The following is a 20,038-nucleotide window of genomic DNA, read 5'->3' as shown; positions in this document are numbered from 1 at the left end:
CTCGCGCCGGCTACTCGCGCCGGGTGGCGCGCTGCTGCGCGACGGTGAGTTCCGTGACCGGCGCGGCCCTGTTCTTCCAGGACGAGCGGATGTAGGTGAGGACCGCCGCGACGTCCGCATCCGACAGCACCGGCGCGAACGGCGGCATGCCGAAGGGCCGCGGGTGCGCGTGCGTTGCCGGCGGGAAGCCGCCGTGCAGCACGACCTGCACGAGGTTGGCCGTCACCGGCATCGTCACGGCGCGGTTGCCGTCCAGCGGCGGATACGCCCCCGGCACGCCCTGGCCCTGTTCGCCATGGCAGGCCGCGCAGCGGTCCGCGTAGATCTTCCCGCCCCGCTCGAGGGCGGCAGGGGAGGCACGCGGCACTTCGCGCGGGTCGGAGTCGCCGGGCGCGGGCGGCAGGCTTTTCAGGTAGACGGCGATCGCACGCAGGTCCGCCGGTTCCAGGTACTGGGTGCTGTGCAGCACCACCTCCGCCATGGGGCCCAGCACGGTGCCGCGCGGCGACGCGCCGCTGGCCAGCAGCTGCTGGATGTCCTCCACGCGCCAGTCGGCCACGCCCGCTTCGCCGGTGGCGGCGAGCGAGGGCGCGTACCAGTTCTGCATCGGGATCAGGCCGCCGGAGAGGTCCATCACGTCGCGCATGCCGCCCAGCGCATTGCGCGCCGTATGGCAGGCGCCGCAGTGGCCGAGGCCCTGCACCAGGTAGGCGCCGCGGTTCCATTCGGGCGTGCGCGAAGCGTCTTCCTCGTAGCGCTGGGGCCGGAAGTACAGCGTGCGCCAGACGGCCAGGGCAGCCTGGGTGTCGTAGGGCCAGCGCAGCCGGTTCGGCCGGTTGGGCTTGTTCACCGGCGGCAGGCTGCGCAGGTAGTCGTACAGCGCGTCCACGTCCGTGCCCGCGACGCGCGTGAAGTGCGTGTAGGGAAAGGCGGGGATCAGCAGGTGCCCGTCGCGCGACCGGCCTTCGTGCATGGCGCGGCGGAAGTGCCCGGCCGACCACGTGCCTATGCCCGTTTCGGCGTCGGGCGTGAGGTTGCTCGCGTAGACGGTGCCGAACGGCGTCTCGATCGCGCGCCCGCCCGCGTAGGGCGCGCCGCCCCGCTCCGTGTGGCACAGCATGCAGTTGCCCGCGCGCGCGAGGTAGGCGCCGCGCGCGACCTGCTCGCGCGAGGGCGGCGCCGACGGCGGCCGGTCGTGCACGCGCGATCCGCCCCAGTAATTGAACATCCACACGAAGGCGACCAGCGCCAGCAGCACCCCGGCCGCGATCCACAGCACGCGCCGGATCATCGGCTGCTTCCTGCGGCCGGCGGCTCGGCGGAGCCGCAGCGCAGCGGCGGCGGCTCCGGGGCGGGCGGCGGTGCCGCCTTGCGGCCTTTCCTCTTCACGGGTGCCGCGGTGCCGGGCGCGGGGGCGGCATGCGGGTCCTTCGGCAGTGCCTGGGCCGCGAGATAGCTCGTGACGGCGGACAGGTCCTCGGGCGACATGCGACGCGCGATCTCCGCCATGCAGTCCGGCGCCACTGCGCGGCGCTGGCCGTTGCGCCAGGCACCCAGTTGCGCGTTGAGGTAGTCGCGCGGCAGCCCGAGCAGGCCCGGGATGCCGGGCTGCACGCCCGTGAGCGCCTTGCCGTGGCAGCGCGCGCAGGCCGGCACGCGGCGCTCGGGCTCGCCCTGCTGCGCGATCACGCGTCCGCGCTCCAGCGTCTCCGCCGGCGCGGTCGACGGCTGCGGCGGCGGATACGGCACGTCGAGGCGGGCGAAGTGCTGCGCGATCTCGTACAGGTACGGGTCCGAAAGTGTGTCCAGCAGGCCCACCATGAGGCCGTAATGCCGCCGTCCGTCGCGGAAATTGAGCAGCTGGTTGTACAGGTAGCCGGCCGGCTTGCCGGCGATGCGCGGGTAATAGCCGTCGGGGCCCGCGCGTCCCTCCTTGCCGTGGCAGGCGGTGCAGGCGAGCGTGCGCTGCGCGATCGTGTCCTCGAAGACGACGGGGGCCGCCAGCGCCGCGGCGGCGCTCCACAGCAGGAACAGGAAAAGGATGGTGCCGCGCATCGCCCGGGACTATGCCACTGTTGCGGGAGCACGTTGCGCTGCGTCGGTGACCGTCGGACGCGGCCATGGACAGCGTCCTACAGCGGGTGCCCGGGCCCGCTCCTAAGGTGACCCCATGAACCTCTACCGACGTTCGAGCAGGCCCAAACAGGCGGAAGCCCCGCGCGGCCGGCGGCGGCCGCCTCCGGAGGGTGAGGGCAGCAACGCCGTCCAGCACCGACCGGACCCGAAGGCGGAACCGATACCCGACGGCGAGCACAAGTACGTGCCTCGCAGCCCGTACCGCACGGGCAACTACTGAAGCGGCGCGAGCATCGCCGTGCGCGCAGGCCCCGCGACGACGGGGCGTGCCCATAATCGGGCCACAACAACGAACGCACGCCCATGGCCTCCAGCCTGCTCGCCCTTCTCGACGACATCGCCACCATCCTCGACGACGTTTCCGTCCTCACCAAGGTGGCGGCCAAGAAGACCGCCGGCGTCCTGGGCGACGATCTCGCGCTGAACGCGCAGCAGGTTTCGGGCGTGCGCGCCGAGCGCGAGTTGCCCGTCGTGTGGGCGGTGGCCAAGGGTTCGCTCCTGAACAAGGCGATCCTCGTGCCGGCGGCGCTCGCCATCAGCGCCGTCGCGCCCTGGGCCGTCACGCCGCTGCTGATGCTGGGCGGCGCCTTCCTGTGTTTCGAAGCGGCCGAGAAGCTCGCGCACCGCCTGCTGCACAGCCGCGCCGAGGACGAGGCGCACCACCAGGAACTGCAGCAGGCCCTGGTCGACGAGAAGGTGGACCTGGTCGCCGTCGAGCGCGACAAGATCAAGGGCGCGATCCGCACCGACTTCATCCTCTCGGCGGAGATCATCGTGATCGGCCTCGGCACGGTCGCCGGCGAGGACTTCGTCACGCGCCTGGCGGTGCTGGTGGTGATCGCGCTGGCCATGACCGCGGGCGTGTACGGGCTGGTCGCGGGCATCGTGAAGCTCGATGACCTCGGCGCCTGGCTCAGTCGCGGTGCGACGTCCGCGGCGCGGGCGATCGGCAACGGCATCCTGCGCGCCGCGCCGTGGATGATGAAGGGCCTCTCCATCGCGGGCACCGCGGCGATGTTCCTGGTGGGCGGCAGCATCCTGGAGCACGGCATCCCGCCGCTGCACCACACGATGGAAGAAGCCACGGCAGACGCCGGCGCGCTGCGCGTGCCCGCGGGCATGCTGCTCGATGCGGTGATCGGCATCGTGGTCGGCGCGGTGCTGGTGGGCGTCTACGCGCTGGTGCGGCGCGTGCGTGGAAAGTCGGCGCTGCCCGCCTGAGCCCCAATCGTAGGTTCCCTCCTACGCCGCCTGGCGAGCTCTGCGGATAAGCCATCGGTCGGCTCTTGCGAACAATGGCTCTTCCACGAGAGGGAGAGTCGCCATGCCCGAAATGCAGCCGTCCGCCGAGCCCGCTCCGGCCGCCATCCCCATGCTGGCGGACGCGCCGGCATCCGACGAATCCGATTACGCCCTGGGTTGCGAATGCGCCGACCCGGCGCTGCAGATCCCGTATTGGGGCCAGGAGCCGCGTGGCGAAGCGGCCTGATGCCATGCAGCCAGCCCGGGATTCCGAATTCGTCGACGCGCTGCGCAAGGGCGCGCTGATCGGCCTCGGGCTGCTGGTGCTGGCGCTGCCGCCGGTGTGGGTGAAGAAGCACCGCGACGCGCAGGAAGCGCAGCGCGGCGCCGTCGTCCTCGCGCCGCAGGCGGTGCCCGGCCCGCGCGCCACCGTGCCCGAGGCGCAGCCGCCGGCCGTCCCGCATGCGCCCGGCGTGCGGCTGGCGGACTTCCGCGGCGAGGATCCCTCGCCCGACGCGCGGCTGGTGGCGAACTGGGTCGTCCACACCCGCGACGCGAAGCGGCACGCTTTCGTGGTCGTCGACAAGAAGGATGCGCGCGTCTACGTGTTCGGCCCCGAGGGCCGCCTGAAGGACAGCGCGCCGGCCCTGCTGGGGGCCGCCCGCGGCGACGATTCCTATCCCGGCATCGGCGACAAGCCGCTGTCGCAGGTCCGTCCCGAGGAGAAGACCACGCCGGCCGGCCGCTTCGTCGCCGAACCGGGGATGAACTCGGGCAACGAGGACGTCGTGTGGGTCTCCTACGATCTCGCCGTCTCGATGCACCGCATCCGGCCGCTGCACGCGCGCGAGCACCGGCTGGAGCGCCTGGCGTCGCTCACCACCGACGACAACCGCATCTCCTTCGGCTGCATCAACCTGCCGGTGAGCTTCTACGAGAACGTCGTGGCGCCCACGGTGAAGAAATACGGCGCCATCGTGTACGTGCTGCCGGACGTGAAGACGCCGCAGCAGGTCTTCGGCGCCTGGGACGTGACCGACCCGGGGCAGCTCGCCGCCCGCGAGGCCACTTCCAACCCGCTGCAGCAGGTCTCGCTGCAGCAGGTGGGCGGGCTGCCACAGGCCCGTTGAAGACGCCCGGCTTCACCGTTCCGTTACCTTGAAGCTCTTGCGGCCGTATGGCCGCGCTTGCTAGCATCCGCCCCTGTTGAGCCTGGTGGCTCGGCAACAGGGGACTCGGATGTGGGATCGACGCCGATGGCTGCGGCTTGCAGCCGGCAGTACGGCAGGGGCGATGCTCGCGGCGCTGGCGCCGGCGGCGCTCGCCACCGAAACTTTCCAGGATCTTCGGCCTTCCGAGGACGCCCGCAGCCTCGTGGGCTGGGTGCAGCGCACCGGTGACGCGCATGGCCGCCCGTACGCGGTGGTCGACAAGCGCAGCGCCCACCTCTACGTGTTCCACGCCGACGGCCGGCTGGCCGGGCACTCGCCCGCGCTGCTGGGAAGCGCGCTCGGCGACCACACGGTGGCCGGTGTCGGCGCCCACGCGCAAAGCGGCCACGTGCCACCCGCCGAACGCACCACGCCGGCCGGCCGCTTCGAGGCCACGCCGGGGGAGAACCGCACCGGCGAGCACGTGATCTGGGTCGATTACGAGAGTGCCTTCGCAATCCATCGCCTGCGCCCGGGCTTCGCCTACCAGGCGCGCAGCGGGCGGCTGGCCACCACGCAGGCCGCGGCCAGGCGCGTCTCCTGGGGCTGCGTCGTGGTGCCGGTGCCCTTCTACCAGCAGGTCGTGCAGCGCGTGCTCGGCGCTTCGCGCAGCGTCGTCTACGTGCTGCCGGAAACGCGCACCGTGCAGGGCTTCGTGCGCGCGCTCGAGCAGCGTTGAGTGGCCTTTCGTCCGACACCGGGGTGCGGGCGGGACTGACGTTGCCTCTACGGCATCTCCCTATGGTGGACGGGTTGGCGCGCGCGCCGGCAAACCAGAAACACCATAGGAGTCAAAGTACATGTCATCGCTCAAGATCCTGACCGCCGCCATCGCCGCGGCCACGTTCAGCCTGGCCTTCGCCCAGGGCACCCCGCCGCGTCCCGCGACCGACCCCGCCGTGGGCGCCGGCCAGCGCAGCTCCCAGAACACCCCGATGGGCAGCACCGGGACGCCGGGTGGCGGCGCCGGCATGGCCCAGGGCGGCACCAGCGCGGGCGGCGCGGCCGCGGCGACCGCGGGTTCGGCCAACATGGGCACCACGGGCTCCAGCGCCTCGATGAACTCGGGCACCACGACGGGCGCGCGCGCCGGCGGCACCGCGATGGCGCAGGACACGCACACCCACACGCACAAGGCGGCCAAGAGCAAGAAGAAGGCGAAGCGCGTGAAGGCCGATCGCGGCTGAACCGGCTCTGCATGAAGAAAGGCCGCTCGCGCGGCCTTTTCTTCGCCCGCATTCCCGAGAGCCTCAGGTGAGCACCTGGCGGCCCTCGGGCGTGACGACGCAGCCGCTGATCTTCCACTGGTCGTCCTGCTGCCGATTGAGCAGGTAGGTCAGCGACCAGGAGGAGCCTGCGTCGTCGGTCAGGCGCACCTTCTGCATCGCGATGCTGCCGTCGGTGGACGGCTTGAGGAACAGCACGCTCGCGGGATGCATCAGCATCGGGTACTGCTCGCGCACGGTTTCGAGGAAGGCCTCGGGCGTGCCGAACTGCGTGCGCAGGTCCGCATCGGCCAGCGCGAAAGCCTCGCCGGCGTTCTCGTGCGACAGCGCCTGCAATTGCTGCTGCACCACCTGCTGCAAGACCTGCGGGGCCACGCTGCGCACCGCCAGGCTCTGCGGAAGGTCGGCCGCGAAGACGCCGCCGAGGAGCACCGCGGCGAACACCAGCGACCAGCCGGCCGCGGCGTTGCGCGCGCGCCGACGGCGGTGTTGCGGAGTCGGAGTTTCAGGAACGAGGGTCGGGGGGTACTGCACGGATGAAAGTCCTCAGGTCGAGCGCCAGTCGTTCTCGGCGACGATGCAGGCGCCGATGCGCCAGGAGTTGTCGGGCTGTCGCTCCAGCGTGAACAGGGCGATCCAGGTCTTGTCGTCCTCGTCGCGCAACGCCACGGCCTGCAGCACCTGGTCCTTGTCGACCTGCGGCTTCAGGAAGGCGAAGCCGGCGGGGTGGTACACCATCGGGTAGTTGCCGCGCACCAGCGCCAGGAAGCGGCCGGGGTCGCCGACCGACTGGCGCACCGCCGGCGTCGCCGCGGCGAACGCGCCGTCGGCATCCTCGCTGGAGAAGGCCTTCAGCTGTGCCGTCACCACGGCCTGCACCTGCTGCACATCCGGTTCCGCCAGGGTATCGGCCCGCGCCTTCAGCTGCATGCTGGCGGCGGCGAGCGCCATGCCCACCAAGGTGAAGATGCGCATGAACAGCGGACTCATGAAGGTTCTCCCTGATGCGTGTGTGTGACGTGCCACGCAGCGTAGGTCCGCCGTGCGGGCCGCGGCTGTAGGCCAACGGCGGTGGCGCGCGTGGGAGCCGCCACAGCGCTGCTGACGGCGCTTGCTTGGCCAGGGTGAAGATGCACGGAATCGGGGCGGGAGGGGAAGGCGGCCGCAAAGGGGGCCGCAAGGGGAAGCCAGCCGGTTCACTGGACAATGGTCTCGCTGATCGCCTGCGGAAGCGGAGAGTCCGATCCCTGTCTTTGTAGCGCGATAACCGGCTGGCTTTGCGTGATTGAGCCCCGCCGGCCAGGGTGCGCGCGCAGGCGGCGCACGCGAGCGGCTGTAGGTGCGCTTTGCGCGCGGCTGTGGGAGCCGGGGGCCGGGACCCCTACTCGCCCACGAGGATTGACAGCCCTGCGTCCGGCTCGAAGCGGCCGTTGCGCCAGCACAGGCGCGTGGGCCCGGGCAGCACCTGCTCGCCCTCCGGATGCCAGGGGTCCCCCGGGTAGCACAGCACGCGCGTGCCTTCCACGTCGTGCGGCTCCGGCCGGATGCAGGGCGGCCTGCGCGCGCGCGCCGCGGCGAAGGCGCTGGCCACGTCGCGGTGCCGCGCCAGGTGCGTGAGGCTCATGATCTGCGGCGGGGCGAGGTCGATCGCGTTGGCCCAGTACTGGCGCAGCGCGGCGCGCGGCGCGATCCACAGGCTCTCGGTCGCTTCGTGTTCGTCGTGGCGCGCCTCCTGCCCTGGCGGCACGGTGGCCAGGAAGAAGCGCGTGTCGAAGCGCTTGCGCCCGACGCTGCTGAGGGTCGGCGTGATCCAGCGGGACCAGGGCTGCAGCGCGCTGGCCGCGAGCCGGGGCGCCATGGGCGCGAGCACTGCGTCGAAGCCGCTTCCGCCGCGCAGCGCGGCCCAGGCCTGCGCCGCCTGCGCCGGCGTGACATCGGCGAGCAGCAGCCCCGCTTCCTCGAACAACTCGCGGATCGCGGCCACGTAGAGGCCGGCCGCTTCGTCGCGCGGGATTTCCGGCTCGCCGAGCAGCGCGTGCAGGTCCTCCGCGTCGCGGTCGAGGCGCTGCAGCCAGGCCGCATCCTCGGCGTCGACCTTGCCGCCGGGAAACACGTAGGCGCCGCCCAGCACGAAGGACTGGCTGTGGCGCCGCATCAGGAAAACTTCGAGGTCGTCGGGGCCGTCGCGCAGCAGGACCACCGTGGCCGAGGGTGCGGGCGTCTCGTAGTTGCGCTTCGTCATCAATTCCAGGGCCATGCCCGGAGTTTCACACGAACGCGCTTTCGCTATGCTCCGTGCATGCCCGATTTCTCCGATGCCATCCGCCACGCGCAAGGCCACGAAGTGCCCTGGCCGCGCGATCCCGCCGCCGACCCCGCGAAGTGGGGCGTGCACCACGACGATCCGCCGCCGTACAACCGCCTGCGCGGGCCGGTGCATCCGCGCGGCGGCGTTTCCGGCGTGATCCGCGTGCGCGGCGAGGAAGTGGCCTCCTGGGGCGAGCCCGATCGCGCGGACCTGACCTTCAGCGTCGCCAAGACCTACCTCGCGCTGCTCGCCGGCGTGGCCCACGGGCGCGGGCTGCTGCCCGATGCGAACGAGACGATCGCCTCGCGCCTGCCCGGCATCGGCTTCGACGATCCGCACAACCGGCAGGTCACCTGGGCGCACATGCTGGAACAGACCAGCGAATGGCACGGCACCTGCCTGGGCATGCCGGACCAGGTCGAACACAACCGGCGCGTGACGTACGACCCCAAGCCGCCGCAGGGCCGCAAGGGCGAGGCCCGCGTGCTGCAGCGGCCCGGCACCTACTGGGAGTACAACGACGTGCGCATCAACCAGCTCTCGCTGGCGCTGCTGCACCTGTTCCGCCAGCCGCTGCCGGAAGTGTTCGCGCAATCGGTGCTCCAGCCGATCGGCGCCGGGCGCGACTTCCGCTGGGTCGGCTACGACGATGCGTGGGTGGAGATCGGCGGCCTGCGCATGCAGTCGGTGCCGGGCGGCACGCACTGGGGCGCGGGCGTGTCGATCAGCGCCCGCGACCAGGCACGCATCGGGCAGCTGCTGCTCGATGGCGGCCAGCATGGCGGCGAGCAGCTGGTGCCCGCGCACTGGATCGCGCGCATGCAGCAGCCCTGCGCCGTGGCGCCGTTCTACGGCTGGCTCACCTGGCTCAACCGGCAGGGCGCGATGTTCGCCGATGCCTCGCGCGAGAGCTGGTTCATGGTGGGTGCCGGCGGCAACTACGTGTGGATGGACCCGAAGCACCAGGCCGTGGTGGTGGTGCGCTGGCTCGATGCCGCGGGCGCGCCGGGGTTCGTCGCGCGCGTGGCCCGCGCGCTCGGCTAGTGCCAGGACACTAGCGCATCCGCGCTTCGATCAGCTCGCGCGTCGCGCGCACGTCATTGGCGAACGGGCTCTGCGGGTCCTCGGCGCGGCGGATCACCGCCAGGGCTTCGGCGTTGCGGCCGTCGTCGGAGAGCGTCTGCGCGAGGTTGTTCAACAGGATCACGGAGCCGGGCGACTTCTGCAGGGCCGCTCGCAGCACGCCCGCGGCCTCCTGCAGCGAGCCGCGCGCATGCAGGTGGTTCGCCAGGCCCACCGCCGCGGGCAGGCTCTCCGGCCAGCGCGCGAGGGCGGCGCGGTAGCCACGAATCGTCGCCTCGGCATCGCCGCCGCGTGCGAGTCCCAGCAGGGCATCGAGCCAGCGGCTTTCGGTCGCGGTGGCCGGGATGTCCTCGGGCCTGGTGACCACCATCGCCCAGTAGCCGCCCGGCAGCCAGGTGCGCTCGAAATAGGAAAAGGGCATCTCCTGCCGCACCTGCAGGCCCGAACGGAGATAGATCGTGCCTGTGGCGTAGTCGAAGCCGTTGACGACGGCGTAGTGCCATTCCGGCAGCAGGGGCGCCATCATCATGCCGACGTCCTGCAGCACCACGACGGGATGGCCGGCCGCCACTTCGCGCAGCAGGTCGCCGTAGGCCGGAGCGAGGCGATAGCTCACGAGCCCGTGGCGCCGCGGCGCTGCCAGCATTTCCAGCTGCAGGCTGCCCTTGCGGGAGGGCAGCCAGACCTCGTCCACCAGCGCGTCCGGCGCGACCGGCGCGCCGGCGAACTTCATCGCCATGGCGAGTGCGGCGGGGCCGCACTGGTAGTCGTCCTGGGGGAAGAAGGGAACCTGCGCGAGCTCCACCTGCCGCGGCACGCCGGCCGGCCAGTCGGTGCGCAGCGCCACCGTCTGCGGGATCAGCGTGGTGCAGCCGGCCAGCGCGAGCACGGCCGCCCCGAGGAGGAGCCGTGCCCGGCGCAGCGTCGTCGCTCGCGCCTGCATCCTTACTTGCGGATGGCGTAGTACCAGACGAGGGCGGCGATCAGCACGATCGCGACCCAGCCCCAGGTGTTGATGCCGCCGGCCGGCGCGGCCTGCATGTCCTGCGCCATCGCGTGCACTTCCTGGTCCGTCATGCTCTTGACCCGCTCGCGTGCGGCCAGCGGATCCACGCCGGCGGCTTGCAGCTGCGCGACCACGTCGCTGCGGTCCAGCGTGCTCAGCAGCATGGCGCGCTCGGGGCTGGTCGAGCCTGCCGCCTGGTCCGCGCCGATCAGGCCGGCATTCGCCGTCTGGAACGACAGCGCGAACAGGGAAACCACCAACACCCGACAAGTCGTTTTCTTGAAGCCGAGATTCATGGATGCGCTCCTTGGTTTGTGTATCCCGCTGCGGCAGAGAGCCGCCAACGCGGAGCGCCATTTACGCACGCGTCGCGCCTCGACGGTGCAGCGCTTCACCTACACGAAACACGTTGGTACAAGTGTTGCCAGCCGTGTCTGCACGGCCGCTGGCGGGCAGCGGCCGTGGCGAAGCGCAAGGGGTGGGCACGCAAGCCCACCGGGAGGGGGAATCAGGACTGGGGCGGGATCGCGATGCCCTCCAGCACCTCCGGATCGCGACGGATCGTCTCCCGCACCCGATGTTCGCGCCGGTCGAGCTTGCCGAACGCGTGGTCGAGCGCGTGCTCCAGTTTCTCCGCCGCGCCGCGGAAGGCGAGGTTCTGGTCCGGGGCGTAGTTGGTGACGGCCAGGGGTGCCCGCCCGTTCACGCGCGCTTCCAGCATGCAGCGCTTGTCCACGCCGCCGCCCTTGACCGCGTGGTTTTCGTCGGTGATCTGCACTTCGATGCTCGTGATGTCCTGTTCGAAGCGCGCGAGGCGCTCGTTGAGGTAGTCGCCGGCCCAGCGTTCGAGGGCGTCCTTGTTCTCGATGTCATTGCTCGTGTTGACTTGCACTTTCATGCGGTTTCCTTTCAGCGTCTGCTGTCATCCTGCGGACGGCCGGGCTGCGTGGCAAGTCGGACGCCTTTGATAGCCCTGTGGGACACGGCCTGCCGGCCGGGGGCCGCAGGCTATGCTCTGGCGCAAAGGAGTGACCACGCATGCTCGACATCATCGAGGCCGAGTCTGGGCCGGACCCGACCGCCACCATTCTGATCCTTCACGGGCTCGGTGCGGACGGCAACGACTTCGTGCCGATCGCCGAGGAGCTGGACCTTCGGCAGCTGGGGCCGGTGCGCTTCATCTTCCCGCACGCGCCGGTGATGCCGGTGACGATCAACAACGGCTACCAGATGCGCGCCTGGTACGACATCCTCGGCTTCGACGAGGATGCGGTGCAGGACGAGGCGGGATTGCGGCGCTCGCAGCAGCTGGTGGAGGCCTTGCTCAAGCGCGAGAAGGAGCGCGGCATCCCCGCGCACCGCATCGTGCTGGGCGGCTTCTCCCAGGGCTGCGCGATGTCGCTGCTGACGGGCCTGCGGCATGCCGAGCGGCTGGCCGGCATCATGGGGCTTTCGGGCTACCTGCCGCTGCCGGACAAGACGGCGGCCGAACGCAGCAGCGCCAGCCTGCGCACGCCCATCTTCCTGGCCCACGGCACGCACGACGAGGTGATCGCGCTGGAGCGGGCCGAGGCGACGCGCGACGCGCTGCAGGCGCTGGGCCACGAAGTGGAGTGGCACGAGTACCTGATGGGCCACGCGGTGTCGCCGCTGGAGATCCAGGAACTCAACGCCTGGCTGCTGCGCGTGCTGTCGACGGGCCCGTAAGCACGCCCTGCGCCTACATGGCCGCTGCCACGGTGGCCCAACATCGAAGGCATCGCAGAACCAGGAGCTTTCGATGAACAACAATCCCTTGCTGGGGCAGGTCCTCGGCGGCCTGTTCGGCCAGGCCATGCGCAATCGCGGCATGAACCGGGGCGGCCTAGGCGGCGCCACCGGTGGCGGGCTCGGTGGCGGCGTGGGTGGCGCCCTCGGCGGCATCGCGCTGGGCAGCGTGCTGGCCGGCATGATGCGCGGGCGCGGCCAGGGCCGGCCCGTGGGCGTGCCCGGGGGCCCGCATCCCTACGGCAACCGGACGGCGTTGCTCGTCATGCTGCTGCCGCTGGCGATGCGCTGGGTGCAGCGCAATGGCGGCATGAACGCGGTGCTGGACAAGTTCCGCCAGAAGGGCATGAACCGGCAGGCGCAATCGTGGATGTCCACCGGCGCCAACGACCCCATCGACGGCCAGGCCGTGGAACAGGTGGTCGGCCAGGACGAACTGCGGCAGATGGCGCAGCGCCTGGGCGTGCCCGAGGACCAGGTCGCGCAGGCCTTCGCCGAGATCATGCCGGAGATGGTCGACAAGATCACGCCCGACGGCCAGTTGCCGCGCGAGGCCGACGAAGTCCTGGACGAGAGCACGCGCAAGCTGGAAAAGGAAATCGAGGACGTGCAGTTCCGCGAAGTGCAGCACTAGCAGGCTCCCGCCTCTCCTGACTGACCCGGATGCGGCCGCGGCGGCCGCGGGCCAGAATGCCGCCTCCACCCCAGGAGACGGCATGAACGCACCGGCCACCGCGACGCTGATGACGGGCGAGGCTTTCCGCGAGTCCCTGCGCCCCCTGCGGCCGCGCGTGTTCGTCGACGGCCGCCGCATCGAGTCCGTGGCCGACGAGCCGCTGCTGCAGCCGGGGATCAACGCGATCGCGCTCACGTACGACTACGCGCTGAAACCCGAGCTGGCGCCGTTGATGACGGCGGTGCAGCACACCAGCGGCAGGCGCGTGAACCGGCTGCTGCACATCGCCGGCAGCGCGGGCGACCTCCTGAACAAGCTGGAGGCCGTGCGCATCGTCTGCCAGGAAACGGGCTGCGCGCAGCGCTATCTCTCCGGCGATGCGCTCAACGCGCTGGGCCAGCTCAGTGCGCGCCTGGACGACGCGAAGGGCACGCGCGAGCACACGGCGCGCTTCCTCGCGTACCTGCACCGCGTGCAGGACCAGGACCTGTCGCTCGGCATCGCGATGACGGACGCCAAGGGCGACCGCAGCAAGCGGCCGCACGAACAGGCCAACCCGGACAGCTACGTACACGTGGTGGAGCGCAACGCCAAGGGCATCGTGATTTCCGGCACCAAGGCGATCGTCACCGCCGCGCCCTACGTGCATGAACTGCTGGTCATGCCGGGGCGCAACATGGGCGAGGCCGATGCCGATTTCGCCGTCTGCTGCGCGGTCCCGATCGACGCGCCCGGCCTCACGATCGTCGCGCGGCCGGCGGGTCGCCCCGGCGACCAGGTGGAACACGGCGAGCCGCTGTTCTCGCGCAAGTACGGCCAGAGCACCGGCGTGTGCCTGTTCGACCGCGTGTTCGTGCCCTGGGAGCAGGTGTTCCTGGCCGGCGAGTGGGAGCACGGCAGCCACCTGACCTACAGCTACGCCACGCACCACCGGCAGACCTGCATCGCCGCGCGGGCCGGCTTCGGCGACCTGCTGATCGGCGCCGGCGCGCTGATGTGCGAGGCCAACGGCTTCGACCCGGGGCAGGAAGGCCACCTGCGCGAGCAGATGGTGGAACTGATCCGCATCACCGAGGGCTTCTATGCCTGCGGCGTGGCGGCCAGCGTGTACGCGAAGCCCGATGGCGCCAGCGGCATCTTCATGCCCGATCCGGTGTTCGCCAACATCGGCAAGCTGCTGCTGGCCAACCAGATCTACGAGATGCACCGCATCGCGCACTACGTGAGCGGCGGACTGGTGGTGGCGCTGCCCGGGCCGGACGAGGACCACAACCCGGAGACGGGTGCGCAGCTGGCGCAGGTGCTGCAGGCCAACCCCGACGTGCCCTACGACAAGCGCATCCAGGCTGCGCGCTTCATCGAGGACCTCACGGCGGGTTACCAGGGCGGCTGGTACAGCCTGATCAGCCTGCATGGCGGCGGCTCGCCCGCGGCGATGAAGCAGGAGATCTGGCGCCACTACCCCGTGGGATCGAAAGTGGAACTGGTGGAGCGCCTGCTCGAACGCGGCGCGCTGCACGACCCGCAGCGGCCCGTCACGCGCAACCGCCAGCCGGGCCGCTGCTGCGACATGGGCTGCACGGCGCCGGGGCAGGCGGTGATGGTGGATCTGCCGAAGCGTCCGTAGGCTGGCGGTGGAGCGCAGCGAAACCCCAGCGGTGCGCGAAGCGCTGGGGTTCGCAGGCTCACCGCCAGCCTACGAATCCCGCACGGGGCCGATCACACCTCCCCGCCGAACACCTTGATCAGGTTGTCGATGTACTTCTCCACCAGCTTCTCGAACTCGCCTTCGATCACCGGCGCCACCACCGGCTTCATCAGCCCGGGCAGCGGAACGTCCACCGTGCCCTGGATCTTCAGCACGCACTTGGTGGACTTGCCCTGGTGGTCGGTGATCTTCCAGCTGCCGCCCACCAGCGCATTGCCCACGCCCTTCACGGGCGCCCAGGTCACCGTGCCTTTGGCGGGGTCGCTGGTGTACTTGCTCGCGTAGACGGTCTGCAGGTGGACCTGCGCCGTGCCGACCTTCTGCATTTCCCACTTGTAGACGCCGTCGCCCAGGTCGGTGAGCTTGTCCACCTTGGGGAAGTGCGCCACGGAGCGCGGCACGTCCGACAGGAGCGCGAACACGTCCTCGAAGCTCGCCCGGACCTCGAACTCGTAGCCCAGCTCGATGGGCACGTTCACGCTCATGGCTGTCCTCCTCGGGGGTGCGGAACGCGGCCATTCTGCCACCGGCCAGGGGCGCCGGCCCCGGCGCGCCGGGGCCGGGCAAGGGTTGACCGCCCGCAAGCAGGATCGCCGCAAAGGTGCTAACTTCGCACGCCAGACACATCCAGAGGGCGGCGAGAAGAATTTCATGAGCAAATTGCAAGAGGCCTTGAGCACGCTCGCGCCCGCGAGGCTGCAAGGCATCCGGCGCGGCATCGAGAAGGAAAGCCTGCGCGCCACCGGCACCGGCGCACTGGCGCTGACCCCGCATCCGGCGGCGCTCGGCTCCGCGCTCACGCACCCGCACATCACCACCGACTACAGCGAATCGCAGCTGGAGCTGATCACGGGCGTGCATGCGAGCGTGGAGCAGTGCCTGGAAGAGCTCACCAACGTCCACCAGTTCGTCTACCGCGCCCTCGGCGACGAACTGCTGTGGGTGAGCAGCATGCCGTGCACGCTGCCGGCGGACGAGAACATCCCGATCGGCCGCTACGGCTCGTCGAACGTCGGCCGGGCCAAGAGCGTCTACCGCGTCGGCCTGGCCAACCGCTACGGCCGGCGCATGCAGACCATCTCCGGCATCCACTACAACTGGTCGCTGCCGGGCGTGAGCGATCCGGAGTACTTCGGCCTGATCCGCAACTTCCGCCGCCACGCCTTCCTGCTGCTGTACCTGTTCGGCGCCTCGCCGGCCGCCTGCGCCAGCTTCGTCGCGGGCCGCAAGCACGAACTGCAGACGCTGTCGCCGGGAACGGTCTACATGCCCTACGGCACTTCGCTGCGCATGGGCCGCCTGGGCTACCAGAGCGAGGCGCAGGCCAGCCTGGCGGTCAGCTACAACAGCCTCGAAGGCTACGCCGCCTCGCTGCACGATGCGCTCACGCGCCCGTATCCCGCGTACGAGGCGATCGGCATCGTCAACCCGGGCGGCGAGTACAACCAGCTGGCCACCAGCCTGCTGCAGATCGAGAACGAGTTCTACGGCACCATCCGCCCCAAGCGCGTGATCCGTCCCGGCGAGCGCCCGCTGCACGCCCTGCGCGAGCGCGGCGTCGAATACGTCGAGGTGCGGCTGATGGACCTGGACCCGTTCGTGCCGGTCGGCATCAAGGCCCAGACCCTGCGCTTCCTCGACGTCTTCCTGCTGCACTGCCTGCTGGCGGACAGCCCCGAGGACACGCCGGAGGAGATCGCGGCGCTCGGGCGCAACCAGCACCGCACCGCCGCCTACGGGCGCGACCCGGCGCTGATGCTGGAGCGCGATGGCCGCGAGGTGAAGCTCACCGACTGGGGCGCCGAGGTGCTCGCGCAGTGCGCGCCCATCGCGGCACAGCTCGATGCGGTGCATGCCACGTCCGACTACTCCGACGCCCTGCGCGCGGGGCAGGCGCTGCTGGCCACGCCCGACATGCTGCCTTCGGCCCGCGTGCTCGCGGCGATGGCGCGCGACCACGACAACGGCTTCGGCGCCTTCGCGCTGGCGCAGTCGCGCCAGGCCCGGGACAAGCTGCTGAAGCTGCCGTACACCGGCGCGCTGCAGCAGCGGATGGAGGCCCTGGCGCACCAGTCGGTGCAGGACCAGGCGGCGGTGGAAGCGGCCGACTCCATGCCTTTCGAGCATTACCGGCAGCAATACATCTCGCCGGAGCGGCTCGGCCTCGGCCGCAGCGCGGTGGCGCCGGCGCTCGCCGCCGTTTAGCGCACGCCGCACACCGCGCACCGCGGAGTGTGGTCCGTACGGGTGTCGCGCGGGACGCGCGACACGCGCGCCCGCGTCCGACGGGCAATGCCGCCTTGTCCGACACGGCGCGGGCGCTGCTGGCGCGACAGTGGCGGGCGAACGCGAATCCCGTCCAGGAGCCCCCATGACCTCGTCCCGCTTCCACCGCCTGGCCATCCCGCTTGCGCTGCTGCTGGCGGATGCCACCGGCGCGGCGCTTGCGCTCGCCGAGTCCCCGATGCCCGACCCCATCGCCCCCGCCGTCATCGGCCGTCCGCTGGACCAGATCCGTCCCGCGAAGCCGGCGAAGGCCGCGCAGGCGAAACAGGCCGCCAAACCCGCCAATGCGGCGAAGGCCGTCCGCCGGCCGGCACCCGCCCCGCAAGCGGCCGCCCGTCCCGCCGAGGCGCCGGGGGCGGCCGTCGCGCCCGCGCTGCCCGCACCCGCGCAGCAGGCGCTGGGGACGGGGGGCGCGGAGCCGGACGCCCCGGTGCAGCGCCAGGCCAAGATGGCGCTCGACGACCGCGCCGACACGCGCATCCGCGCCGACGACGTCGGCAAGGGCACGCACTTCGCGCGCAAGCCGCTCGGCCCCGGCGCGTACTTCGCCGACAAGGACCGCGCCGCCGTGCGCAGGTACTACGACAGCAATCCGCCCGGCGGCAGTGCGCCGCAGTGGCAGATCGGCCAGGCGCTGCCGGCCGGCGCCGCGGTGGGAGCCGTGCCTAAGCCGGTGATGGCGAGCCTGCCGAAGCTGCCGCCGGGCCACCGGTACGTGCAGTTGGGCGGAGACATCCTGCTGGTGGCTGCCGGCTCGAAGATGGTGGTCGACGGCATCAGCGTGCGCGCCGGGCGCTGAAGCGCGCGGCGAAAAAAAGGAGCGGCCTCGCGGCCGCTCCAGTGGCTCCCGACACCCTTCTTGTTCAGGCTTCCTGGAATGCGTCCTCGCGCTTGCGCCGGATGGCCGGCAGGGCGACGATCACCAGCAGCACCAGCGTGGCGATCAGCAGCGACAGCGACAGCGGCCGCGTGAACAGCGTGGAGAACTCGCCGCGCGACAGCAGCAGCGCCCGCCGCAGGTTCTCCTCCATCATCGGCCCCAGCACGAACCCGAGCAGCAGCGGCGCCGGCTCCATGCCGCAGCGCGCGAACACGTAGCCCAGGATGCCGAAGCCCGCCGTCATGAAGACGTCGAAGGTGTTGTTGTTGATCGAATAGACGCCGATGCAGCAGAACACCAGGATGGCCGGATAGAGGTAGCGGTAAGGCACCTTCAGCAGCTTGACCCACACGCCGATCAGCGGCAGGTTCAGCACGATCAGCATCGCGTTGCCGATCCACATCGAGGCGATCAGGCCCCAGAACAGCTCCGGGTTGCTGGTCATCACCTGCGGCCCGGGCTGGATGTTGTGGATCGTCATCGCGCCCACCATCAGCGCCATCACCACGTTCGACGGAATGCCCAGCGTCAGCAGCGGCACGAACGAGGTCTGTGCGCCGGCGTTGTTCGCCGCCTCCGGACCGGCGACGCCCTCGATCGCGCCGTGGCCGAATTCGGAGCCGCGCTTGGACAGCTTCTTCTCCAGCGTGTACGCGGCGAAGGACGAGAGCGTGGCACCGCCCCCGGGCAGCATGCCCAGGAAGGTGCCCAGCACCGTGCCGCGCAGCGCCGCCGGCAGCATGCGCCGGAAGTCCTCCCTGGTCGGGAACAGGTTGGTGACCTTGTTGGTGAAGGTCTCGCGGTGCTCGCGCTGCTCCACGTTGGCCACGATCTCGGCGAAGCCGAACAGGCCCATGGCGACGGCCACGAAGTTGATCCCGTCGGTGAGTTCGGGAATGTCGAAGGAGTAGCGGGCGACGCCGGAGTTGACGTCGGTGCCCACCAGCCCCAGCGCCAGCCCGAGCAGGATCATGCCGATCGCCTTGACCAGCGAGCCGGAGGCCAGCACCACCGCGCCCACGAGGCCCAGCACCATCAGCGAGAAGTACTCGGCGGGCCCGAACTTGAAGGCCAGCTCGGACATCGGCGTGGCGAAGGCGGCCAGCACCAGCGTGGCCACGCAGCCGGCGATGAAGGAGCTGATGCCGGCGGTGGCGAGCGCTGCGCCCGCACGGCCCTTGCGCGCCATCTGGTAGCCGTCGATCGCGGTGACCACCGAGGAGGATTCGCCCGGCAGGTTCACCAGGATCGCGGTGGTGGAGCCGCCGTACTGCGCGCCGTAGTAGATGCCCGCCAGCATGATCAGCGCGGATACGGGCGGCAGCGTGTACGTGATGGGCAGCAGCATCGCGATCGTCGTCGCCGGGCCCAGGCCCGGCAGCACGCCGATCAGGGTGCCGAGCAGGCAGCCGACGAAGGCGTACAGCAGGTTGTGCAGCGTGAGCGCGGTCTGGAAGCCGAGAGCCAGGTGGGAAAGCAGTTCCATGCGCGTGCCCTCAACCGGCCAGGAAATGCGGCCACAGCGGGATCTGCAGGCTGATGCCCCGCACGAACGCGCCGGCGCTGAACAGGATGAGGACCACGGCGTTGGCCAGCGTGCCCTTCCAGCCGAACTCGTGGCTGGCCAGGCTGGAGACGATCACCAGCGCGGCGAGCGCCAGCACGAGGCCCAGCGGCTGCAGCAGCACGCCGAACAGCGCCACCGAGCCGATGATCCAGGCCAGCGTGCGCAGCTCGGGCTTCTTCAGCGCCTCGGGCGCGGCGCCGGGGTTCAGCCCCGCGGCGGCCGTCGCGGCGCCCACGGCCACCAGCAGCACGCCGATCCAGAACGGGAACCAGGCCGGGCCCATGCGGGCGGCGTCGCCCATCTTGTAGTTCAGCGCGCCGAGGCTGAACGCCGCGCCGAACGCGACGTAGATCGCCCCGGCGGCGACGTCCTTCTGGTTGCGGATGCGTAACTTCATTGCATCGGGTTCCTCTTGTTTGCGACCCGGCCGTTTGTATCACGGCATGATCTAAATGCATCACGACATGAGGTTTGCCCGTACGGCCCCGGCTGCTACATTGCGGCCGCGGGGAACAGGATGGAAACGAAGACATTCAAGGTGCTGGACAAGGCGGGGCTGGAGCGGCAGTCGGAGTTCCGCTGGCGGCTGCGGCGCTTCCTGCGCTTCGGCGAGGAGGCGGCGCGCGCGGCCGGCGTGACCGCGCTGCAGTACCACCTGCTGCTGCATACGCAGGGCTTTGCCGGCCGCGAGTGGGCCAGCGTCGGCGAACTCGCCGAGCGGCTGCAGACCCAGCAGCACGGCGTGGTCGCGCTGGTCACGCGCTGCGAGGAAGCCGGGCTGGTGCGGCGCCGGGAGAACCAGGACGACCGCCGGCTGGTCGAGGTGCACCTGACGGCCAAGGGCCGGCGCTGCGTGGAGCGGCTGGCCGCCCAGCACCATGCGGAACTGGGCGAGCTGGCGGCGGTGATCGAGGCGGCCCGCGCCAGCGGCGCCGGCTAGGA

23 protein-coding genes are annotated in these 20,038 nt (G+C 70.9%); 12 read left to right on the top strand and 11 right to left on the bottom strand.

Going from position 1 to position 20,038, the window contains the following annotated elements:
* Positions 1-10: 10 nt before the first annotated feature.
* Positions 11-1,291: a c-type cytochrome gene (locus tag WG923_RS09615; RefSeq protein ID WP_340350719.1), complete on the bottom strand. Its 1,281-nt coding sequence runs from the start codon at positions 1,289-1,291 to the stop codon at positions 11-13.
* Positions 1,288-2,055 (bottom strand): c-type cytochrome, encoded by a 768-nt coding sequence (locus WG923_RS09610; protein WP_340350718.1) that lies wholly within the window; start codon positions 2,053-2,055, stop codon positions 1,288-1,290. The genes WG923_RS09615 and WG923_RS09610 overlap by 4 nt, the downstream gene beginning before the upstream one ends.
* A gap of 384 nt (positions 2,056-2,439) precedes the next feature.
* Between WG923_RS09610 and WG923_RS09605 the strand changes: the two genes are divergently transcribed.
* The 5 genes from WG923_RS09605 (at position 2,440) to WG923_RS09585 (ending at position 5,776) form a co-directional block, all read left to right on the top strand.
* Complete coding sequence (locus WG923_RS09605; RefSeq protein ID WP_340350717.1) at positions 2,440-3,357, top strand: DUF808 domain-containing protein; 918 nt, start codon at positions 2,440-2,442, stop codon at positions 3,355-3,357.
* Positions 3,358-3,460: 103 nt separating this feature from the next.
* Positions 3,461-3,625 (top strand): hypothetical protein, encoded by a 165-nt coding sequence (locus tag WG923_RS09600; RefSeq protein WP_340350716.1) that lies wholly within the window; start codon positions 3,461-3,463, stop codon positions 3,623-3,625.
* Between the two features lie 4 nt (positions 3,626-3,629).
* Positions 3,630-4,508: a hypothetical protein gene (locus WG923_RS09595; protein ID WP_340350715.1), complete on the top strand. Its 879-nt coding sequence runs from the start codon at positions 3,630-3,632 to the stop codon at positions 4,506-4,508.
* 109 nt (positions 4,509-4,617) lie between these two features.
* Positions 4,618-5,268 (top strand): L,D-transpeptidase, encoded by a 651-nt coding sequence (locus WG923_RS09590; RefSeq protein ID WP_340350714.1) that lies wholly within the window; start codon positions 4,618-4,620, stop codon positions 5,266-5,268.
* Between the two features lie 121 nt (positions 5,269-5,389).
* On the top strand, positions 5,390-5,776 hold the full coding sequence (locus WG923_RS09585; RefSeq protein ID WP_340350713.1) for a proteophosphoglycan ppg4: 387 nt from the start codon (positions 5,390-5,392) through the stop codon (positions 5,774-5,776).
* A 63-nt stretch (positions 5,777-5,839) separates the two neighbouring features.
* Here the strand turns inward: WG923_RS09585 and WG923_RS09580 are convergent, their stop codons facing one another.
* The 3 genes from WG923_RS09580 to WG923_RS09570 form a co-directional block, all read right to left on the bottom strand.
* Positions 5,840-6,349: a DUF4864 domain-containing protein gene (locus tag WG923_RS09580; RefSeq protein ID WP_340350712.1), complete on the bottom strand. Its 510-nt coding sequence runs from the start codon at positions 6,347-6,349 to the stop codon at positions 5,840-5,842.
* 12 nt (positions 6,350-6,361) lie between these two features.
* Positions 6,362-6,805: a DUF4864 domain-containing protein gene (locus WG923_RS09575; protein ID WP_340350711.1), complete on the bottom strand. Its 444-nt coding sequence runs from the start codon at positions 6,803-6,805 to the stop codon at positions 6,362-6,364.
* A gap of 391 nt (positions 6,806-7,196) precedes the next feature.
* Entirely contained in the window at positions 7,197-8,072 is an 876-nt protein-coding gene (locus WG923_RS09570; protein ID WP_340350710.1) for an NUDIX hydrolase, read from the bottom strand.
* Positions 8,073-8,114: 42 nt separating this feature from the next.
* Between WG923_RS09570 and WG923_RS09565 the strand changes: the two genes are divergently transcribed.
* The gene (locus WG923_RS09565; RefSeq protein WP_340350709.1) at positions 8,115-9,167 is read left to right on the top strand and encodes a serine hydrolase domain-containing protein; all 1,053 of its coding nucleotides are present in this window, start codon (positions 8,115-8,117) and stop codon (positions 9,165-9,167) included.
* 10 nt (positions 9,168-9,177) lie between these two features.
* Here WG923_RS09565 and WG923_RS09560 read toward each other — a convergent pair whose 3' ends face one another.
* From WG923_RS09560 to WG923_RS09550, 3 genes are all read right to left on the bottom strand, one after another.
* Positions 9,178-10,149: a PA2778 family cysteine peptidase gene (locus WG923_RS09560; protein ID WP_340350708.1), complete on the bottom strand. Its 972-nt coding sequence runs from the start codon at positions 10,147-10,149 to the stop codon at positions 9,178-9,180.
* A 2-nt stretch (positions 10,150-10,151) separates the two neighbouring features.
* Positions 10,152-10,508 (bottom strand): PA2779 family protein, encoded by a 357-nt coding sequence (locus WG923_RS09555; RefSeq protein ID WP_340350707.1) that lies wholly within the window; start codon positions 10,506-10,508, stop codon positions 10,152-10,154.
* A gap of 212 nt (positions 10,509-10,720) precedes the next feature.
* On the bottom strand, positions 10,721-11,110 hold the full coding sequence (locus WG923_RS09550; RefSeq protein WP_340350706.1) for an HPF/RaiA family ribosome-associated protein: 390 nt from the start codon (positions 11,108-11,110) through the stop codon (positions 10,721-10,723).
* A 140-nt stretch (positions 11,111-11,250) separates the two neighbouring features.
* On the opposite strand from WG923_RS09550, the gene WG923_RS09545 reads away from it, so the two are divergent.
* The 3 genes from WG923_RS09545 (at position 11,251) to WG923_RS09535 (ending at position 14,282) form a co-directional block, all read left to right on the top strand.
* Positions 11,251-11,919, top strand: coding sequence for an alpha/beta hydrolase (locus WG923_RS09545; RefSeq protein WP_340350705.1), 669 nt, complete (start codon positions 11,251-11,253; stop codon positions 11,917-11,919).
* 73 nt (positions 11,920-11,992) lie between these two features.
* Positions 11,993-12,613 (top strand): YidB family protein, encoded by a 621-nt coding sequence (locus tag WG923_RS09540; protein WP_340350704.1) that lies wholly within the window; start codon positions 11,993-11,995, stop codon positions 12,611-12,613.
* 82 nt (positions 12,614-12,695) lie between these two features.
* Positions 12,696-14,282, top strand: coding sequence for a 4-hydroxyphenylacetate 3-hydroxylase family protein (locus WG923_RS09535; protein ID WP_340350703.1), 1,587 nt, complete (start codon positions 12,696-12,698; stop codon positions 14,280-14,282).
* 92 nt (positions 14,283-14,374) lie between these two features.
* Here the strand turns inward: WG923_RS09535 and WG923_RS09530 are convergent, their stop codons facing one another.
* The gene (locus WG923_RS09530; protein ID WP_340350702.1) at positions 14,375-14,848 is read right to left on the bottom strand and encodes an SRPBCC family protein; all 474 of its coding nucleotides are present in this window, start codon (positions 14,846-14,848) and stop codon (positions 14,375-14,377) included.
* 166 nt (positions 14,849-15,014) lie between these two features.
* Between WG923_RS09530 and gshA the strand changes: the two genes are divergently transcribed.
* Positions 15,015-16,568, top strand: coding sequence for a glutamate--cysteine ligase (gshA, locus tag WG923_RS09525; RefSeq protein WP_340350701.1), 1,554 nt, complete (start codon positions 15,015-15,017; stop codon positions 16,566-16,568).
* Between the two features lie 166 nt (positions 16,569-16,734).
* Positions 16,735-17,448 carry a hypothetical protein gene (locus tag WG923_RS09520; RefSeq protein ID WP_340350700.1) on the top strand — a complete coding sequence of 238 codons (714 nt, stop codon included), beginning with the start codon at positions 16,735-16,737 and terminating at the stop codon, positions 17,446-17,448.
* Positions 17,449-17,512: 64 nt separating this feature from the next.
* Here WG923_RS09520 and WG923_RS09515 read toward each other — a convergent pair whose 3' ends face one another.
* Together WG923_RS09515 and WG923_RS09510 are read right to left on the bottom strand one after the other, a co-directional pair.
* Positions 17,513-19,015 (bottom strand): tripartite tricarboxylate transporter permease, encoded by a 1,503-nt coding sequence (locus WG923_RS09515; protein WP_340350699.1) that lies wholly within the window; start codon positions 19,013-19,015, stop codon positions 17,513-17,515.
* A gap of 10 nt (positions 19,016-19,025) precedes the next feature.
* Positions 19,026-19,493, bottom strand: coding sequence for a tripartite tricarboxylate transporter TctB family protein (locus WG923_RS09510; RefSeq protein WP_340350698.1), 468 nt, complete (start codon positions 19,491-19,493; stop codon positions 19,026-19,028).
* Between the two features lie 120 nt (positions 19,494-19,613).
* On the opposite strand from WG923_RS09510, the gene WG923_RS09505 reads away from it, so the two are divergent.
* Positions 19,614-20,036, top strand: coding sequence for a MarR family winged helix-turn-helix transcriptional regulator (locus WG923_RS09505; protein ID WP_340350697.1), 423 nt, complete (start codon positions 19,614-19,616; stop codon positions 20,034-20,036).
* Positions 20,037-20,038: the final 2 nt, after the last annotated feature.

Source organism: Ramlibacter sp. AN1133, assembly GCF_037890035.1.
Taxonomy (GTDB): Bacteria; Pseudomonadota; Gammaproteobacteria; order Burkholderiales; family Burkholderiaceae_C; genus Ramlibacter.
Note: the sequence above shows the minus strand (reverse complement) of the source record. Positions and strands in the feature narration are given on the sequence as shown.

Coding starts and splice junctions, on each gene's coding strand:
- WG923_RS09615 (WP_340350719.1), bottom strand. CDS start 1,291: ATGATCCGGCGCGTGCTGTGGATCGCGGCCGGGGTGCTGCTGGCGCTG.
- WG923_RS09610 (WP_340350718.1), bottom strand. CDS start 2,055: ATGCGCGGCACCATCCTTTTCCTGTTCCTGCTGTGGAGCGCCGCCGCG.
- WG923_RS09605 (WP_340350717.1), top strand. CDS start 2,440: ATGGCCTCCAGCCTGCTCGCCCTTCTCGACGACATCGCCACCATCCTC.
- WG923_RS09600 (WP_340350716.1), top strand. CDS start 3,461: ATGCCCGAAATGCAGCCGTCCGCCGAGCCCGCTCCGGCCGCCATCCCC.
- WG923_RS09595 (WP_340350715.1), top strand. CDS start 3,630: ATGCAGCCAGCCCGGGATTCCGAATTCGTCGACGCGCTGCGCAAGGGC.
- WG923_RS09590 (WP_340350714.1), top strand. CDS start 4,618: ATGTGGGATCGACGCCGATGGCTGCGGCTTGCAGCCGGCAGTACGGCA.
- WG923_RS09585 (WP_340350713.1), top strand. CDS start 5,390: ATGTCATCGCTCAAGATCCTGACCGCCGCCATCGCCGCGGCCACGTTC.
- WG923_RS09575 (WP_340350711.1), bottom strand. CDS start 6,805: ATGAGTCCGCTGTTCATGCGCATCTTCACCTTGGTGGGCATGGCGCTC.
- WG923_RS09570 (WP_340350710.1), bottom strand. CDS start 8,072: ATGGCCCTGGAATTGATGACGAAGCGCAACTACGAGACGCCCGCACCC.
- WG923_RS09565 (WP_340350709.1), top strand. CDS start 8,115: ATGCCCGATTTCTCCGATGCCATCCGCCACGCGCAAGGCCACGAAGTG.
- WG923_RS09560 (WP_340350708.1), bottom strand. CDS start 10,149: ATGCAGGCGCGAGCGACGACGCTGCGCCGGGCACGGCTCCTCCTCGGG.
- WG923_RS09555 (WP_340350707.1), bottom strand. CDS start 10,508: ATGAATCTCGGCTTCAAGAAAACGACTTGTCGGGTGTTGGTGGTTTCC.
- WG923_RS09550 (WP_340350706.1), bottom strand. CDS start 11,110: ATGAAAGTGCAAGTCAACACGAGCAATGACATCGAGAACAAGGACGCC.
- WG923_RS09545 (WP_340350705.1), top strand. CDS start 11,251: ATGCTCGACATCATCGAGGCCGAGTCTGGGCCGGACCCGACCGCCACC.
- WG923_RS09540 (WP_340350704.1), top strand. CDS start 11,993: ATGAACAACAATCCCTTGCTGGGGCAGGTCCTCGGCGGCCTGTTCGGC.
- WG923_RS09535 (WP_340350703.1), top strand. CDS start 12,696: ATGAACGCACCGGCCACCGCGACGCTGATGACGGGCGAGGCTTTCCGC.
- WG923_RS09530 (WP_340350702.1), bottom strand. CDS start 14,848: ATGAGCGTGAACGTGCCCATCGAGCTGGGCTACGAGTTCGAGGTCCGG.
- gshA (WP_340350701.1), top strand. CDS start 15,015: ATGAGCAAATTGCAAGAGGCCTTGAGCACGCTCGCGCCCGCGAGGCTG.
- WG923_RS09520 (WP_340350700.1), top strand. CDS start 16,735: ATGACCTCGTCCCGCTTCCACCGCCTGGCCATCCCGCTTGCGCTGCTG.
- WG923_RS09515 (WP_340350699.1), bottom strand. CDS start 19,015: ATGGAACTGCTTTCCCACCTGGCTCTCGGCTTCCAGACCGCGCTCACG.
- WG923_RS09510 (WP_340350698.1), bottom strand. CDS start 19,493: ATGAAGTTACGCATCCGCAACCAGAAGGACGTCGCCGCCGGGGCGATC.
- WG923_RS09505 (WP_340350697.1), top strand. CDS start 19,614: ATGGAAACGAAGACATTCAAGGTGCTGGACAAGGCGGGGCTGGAGCGG.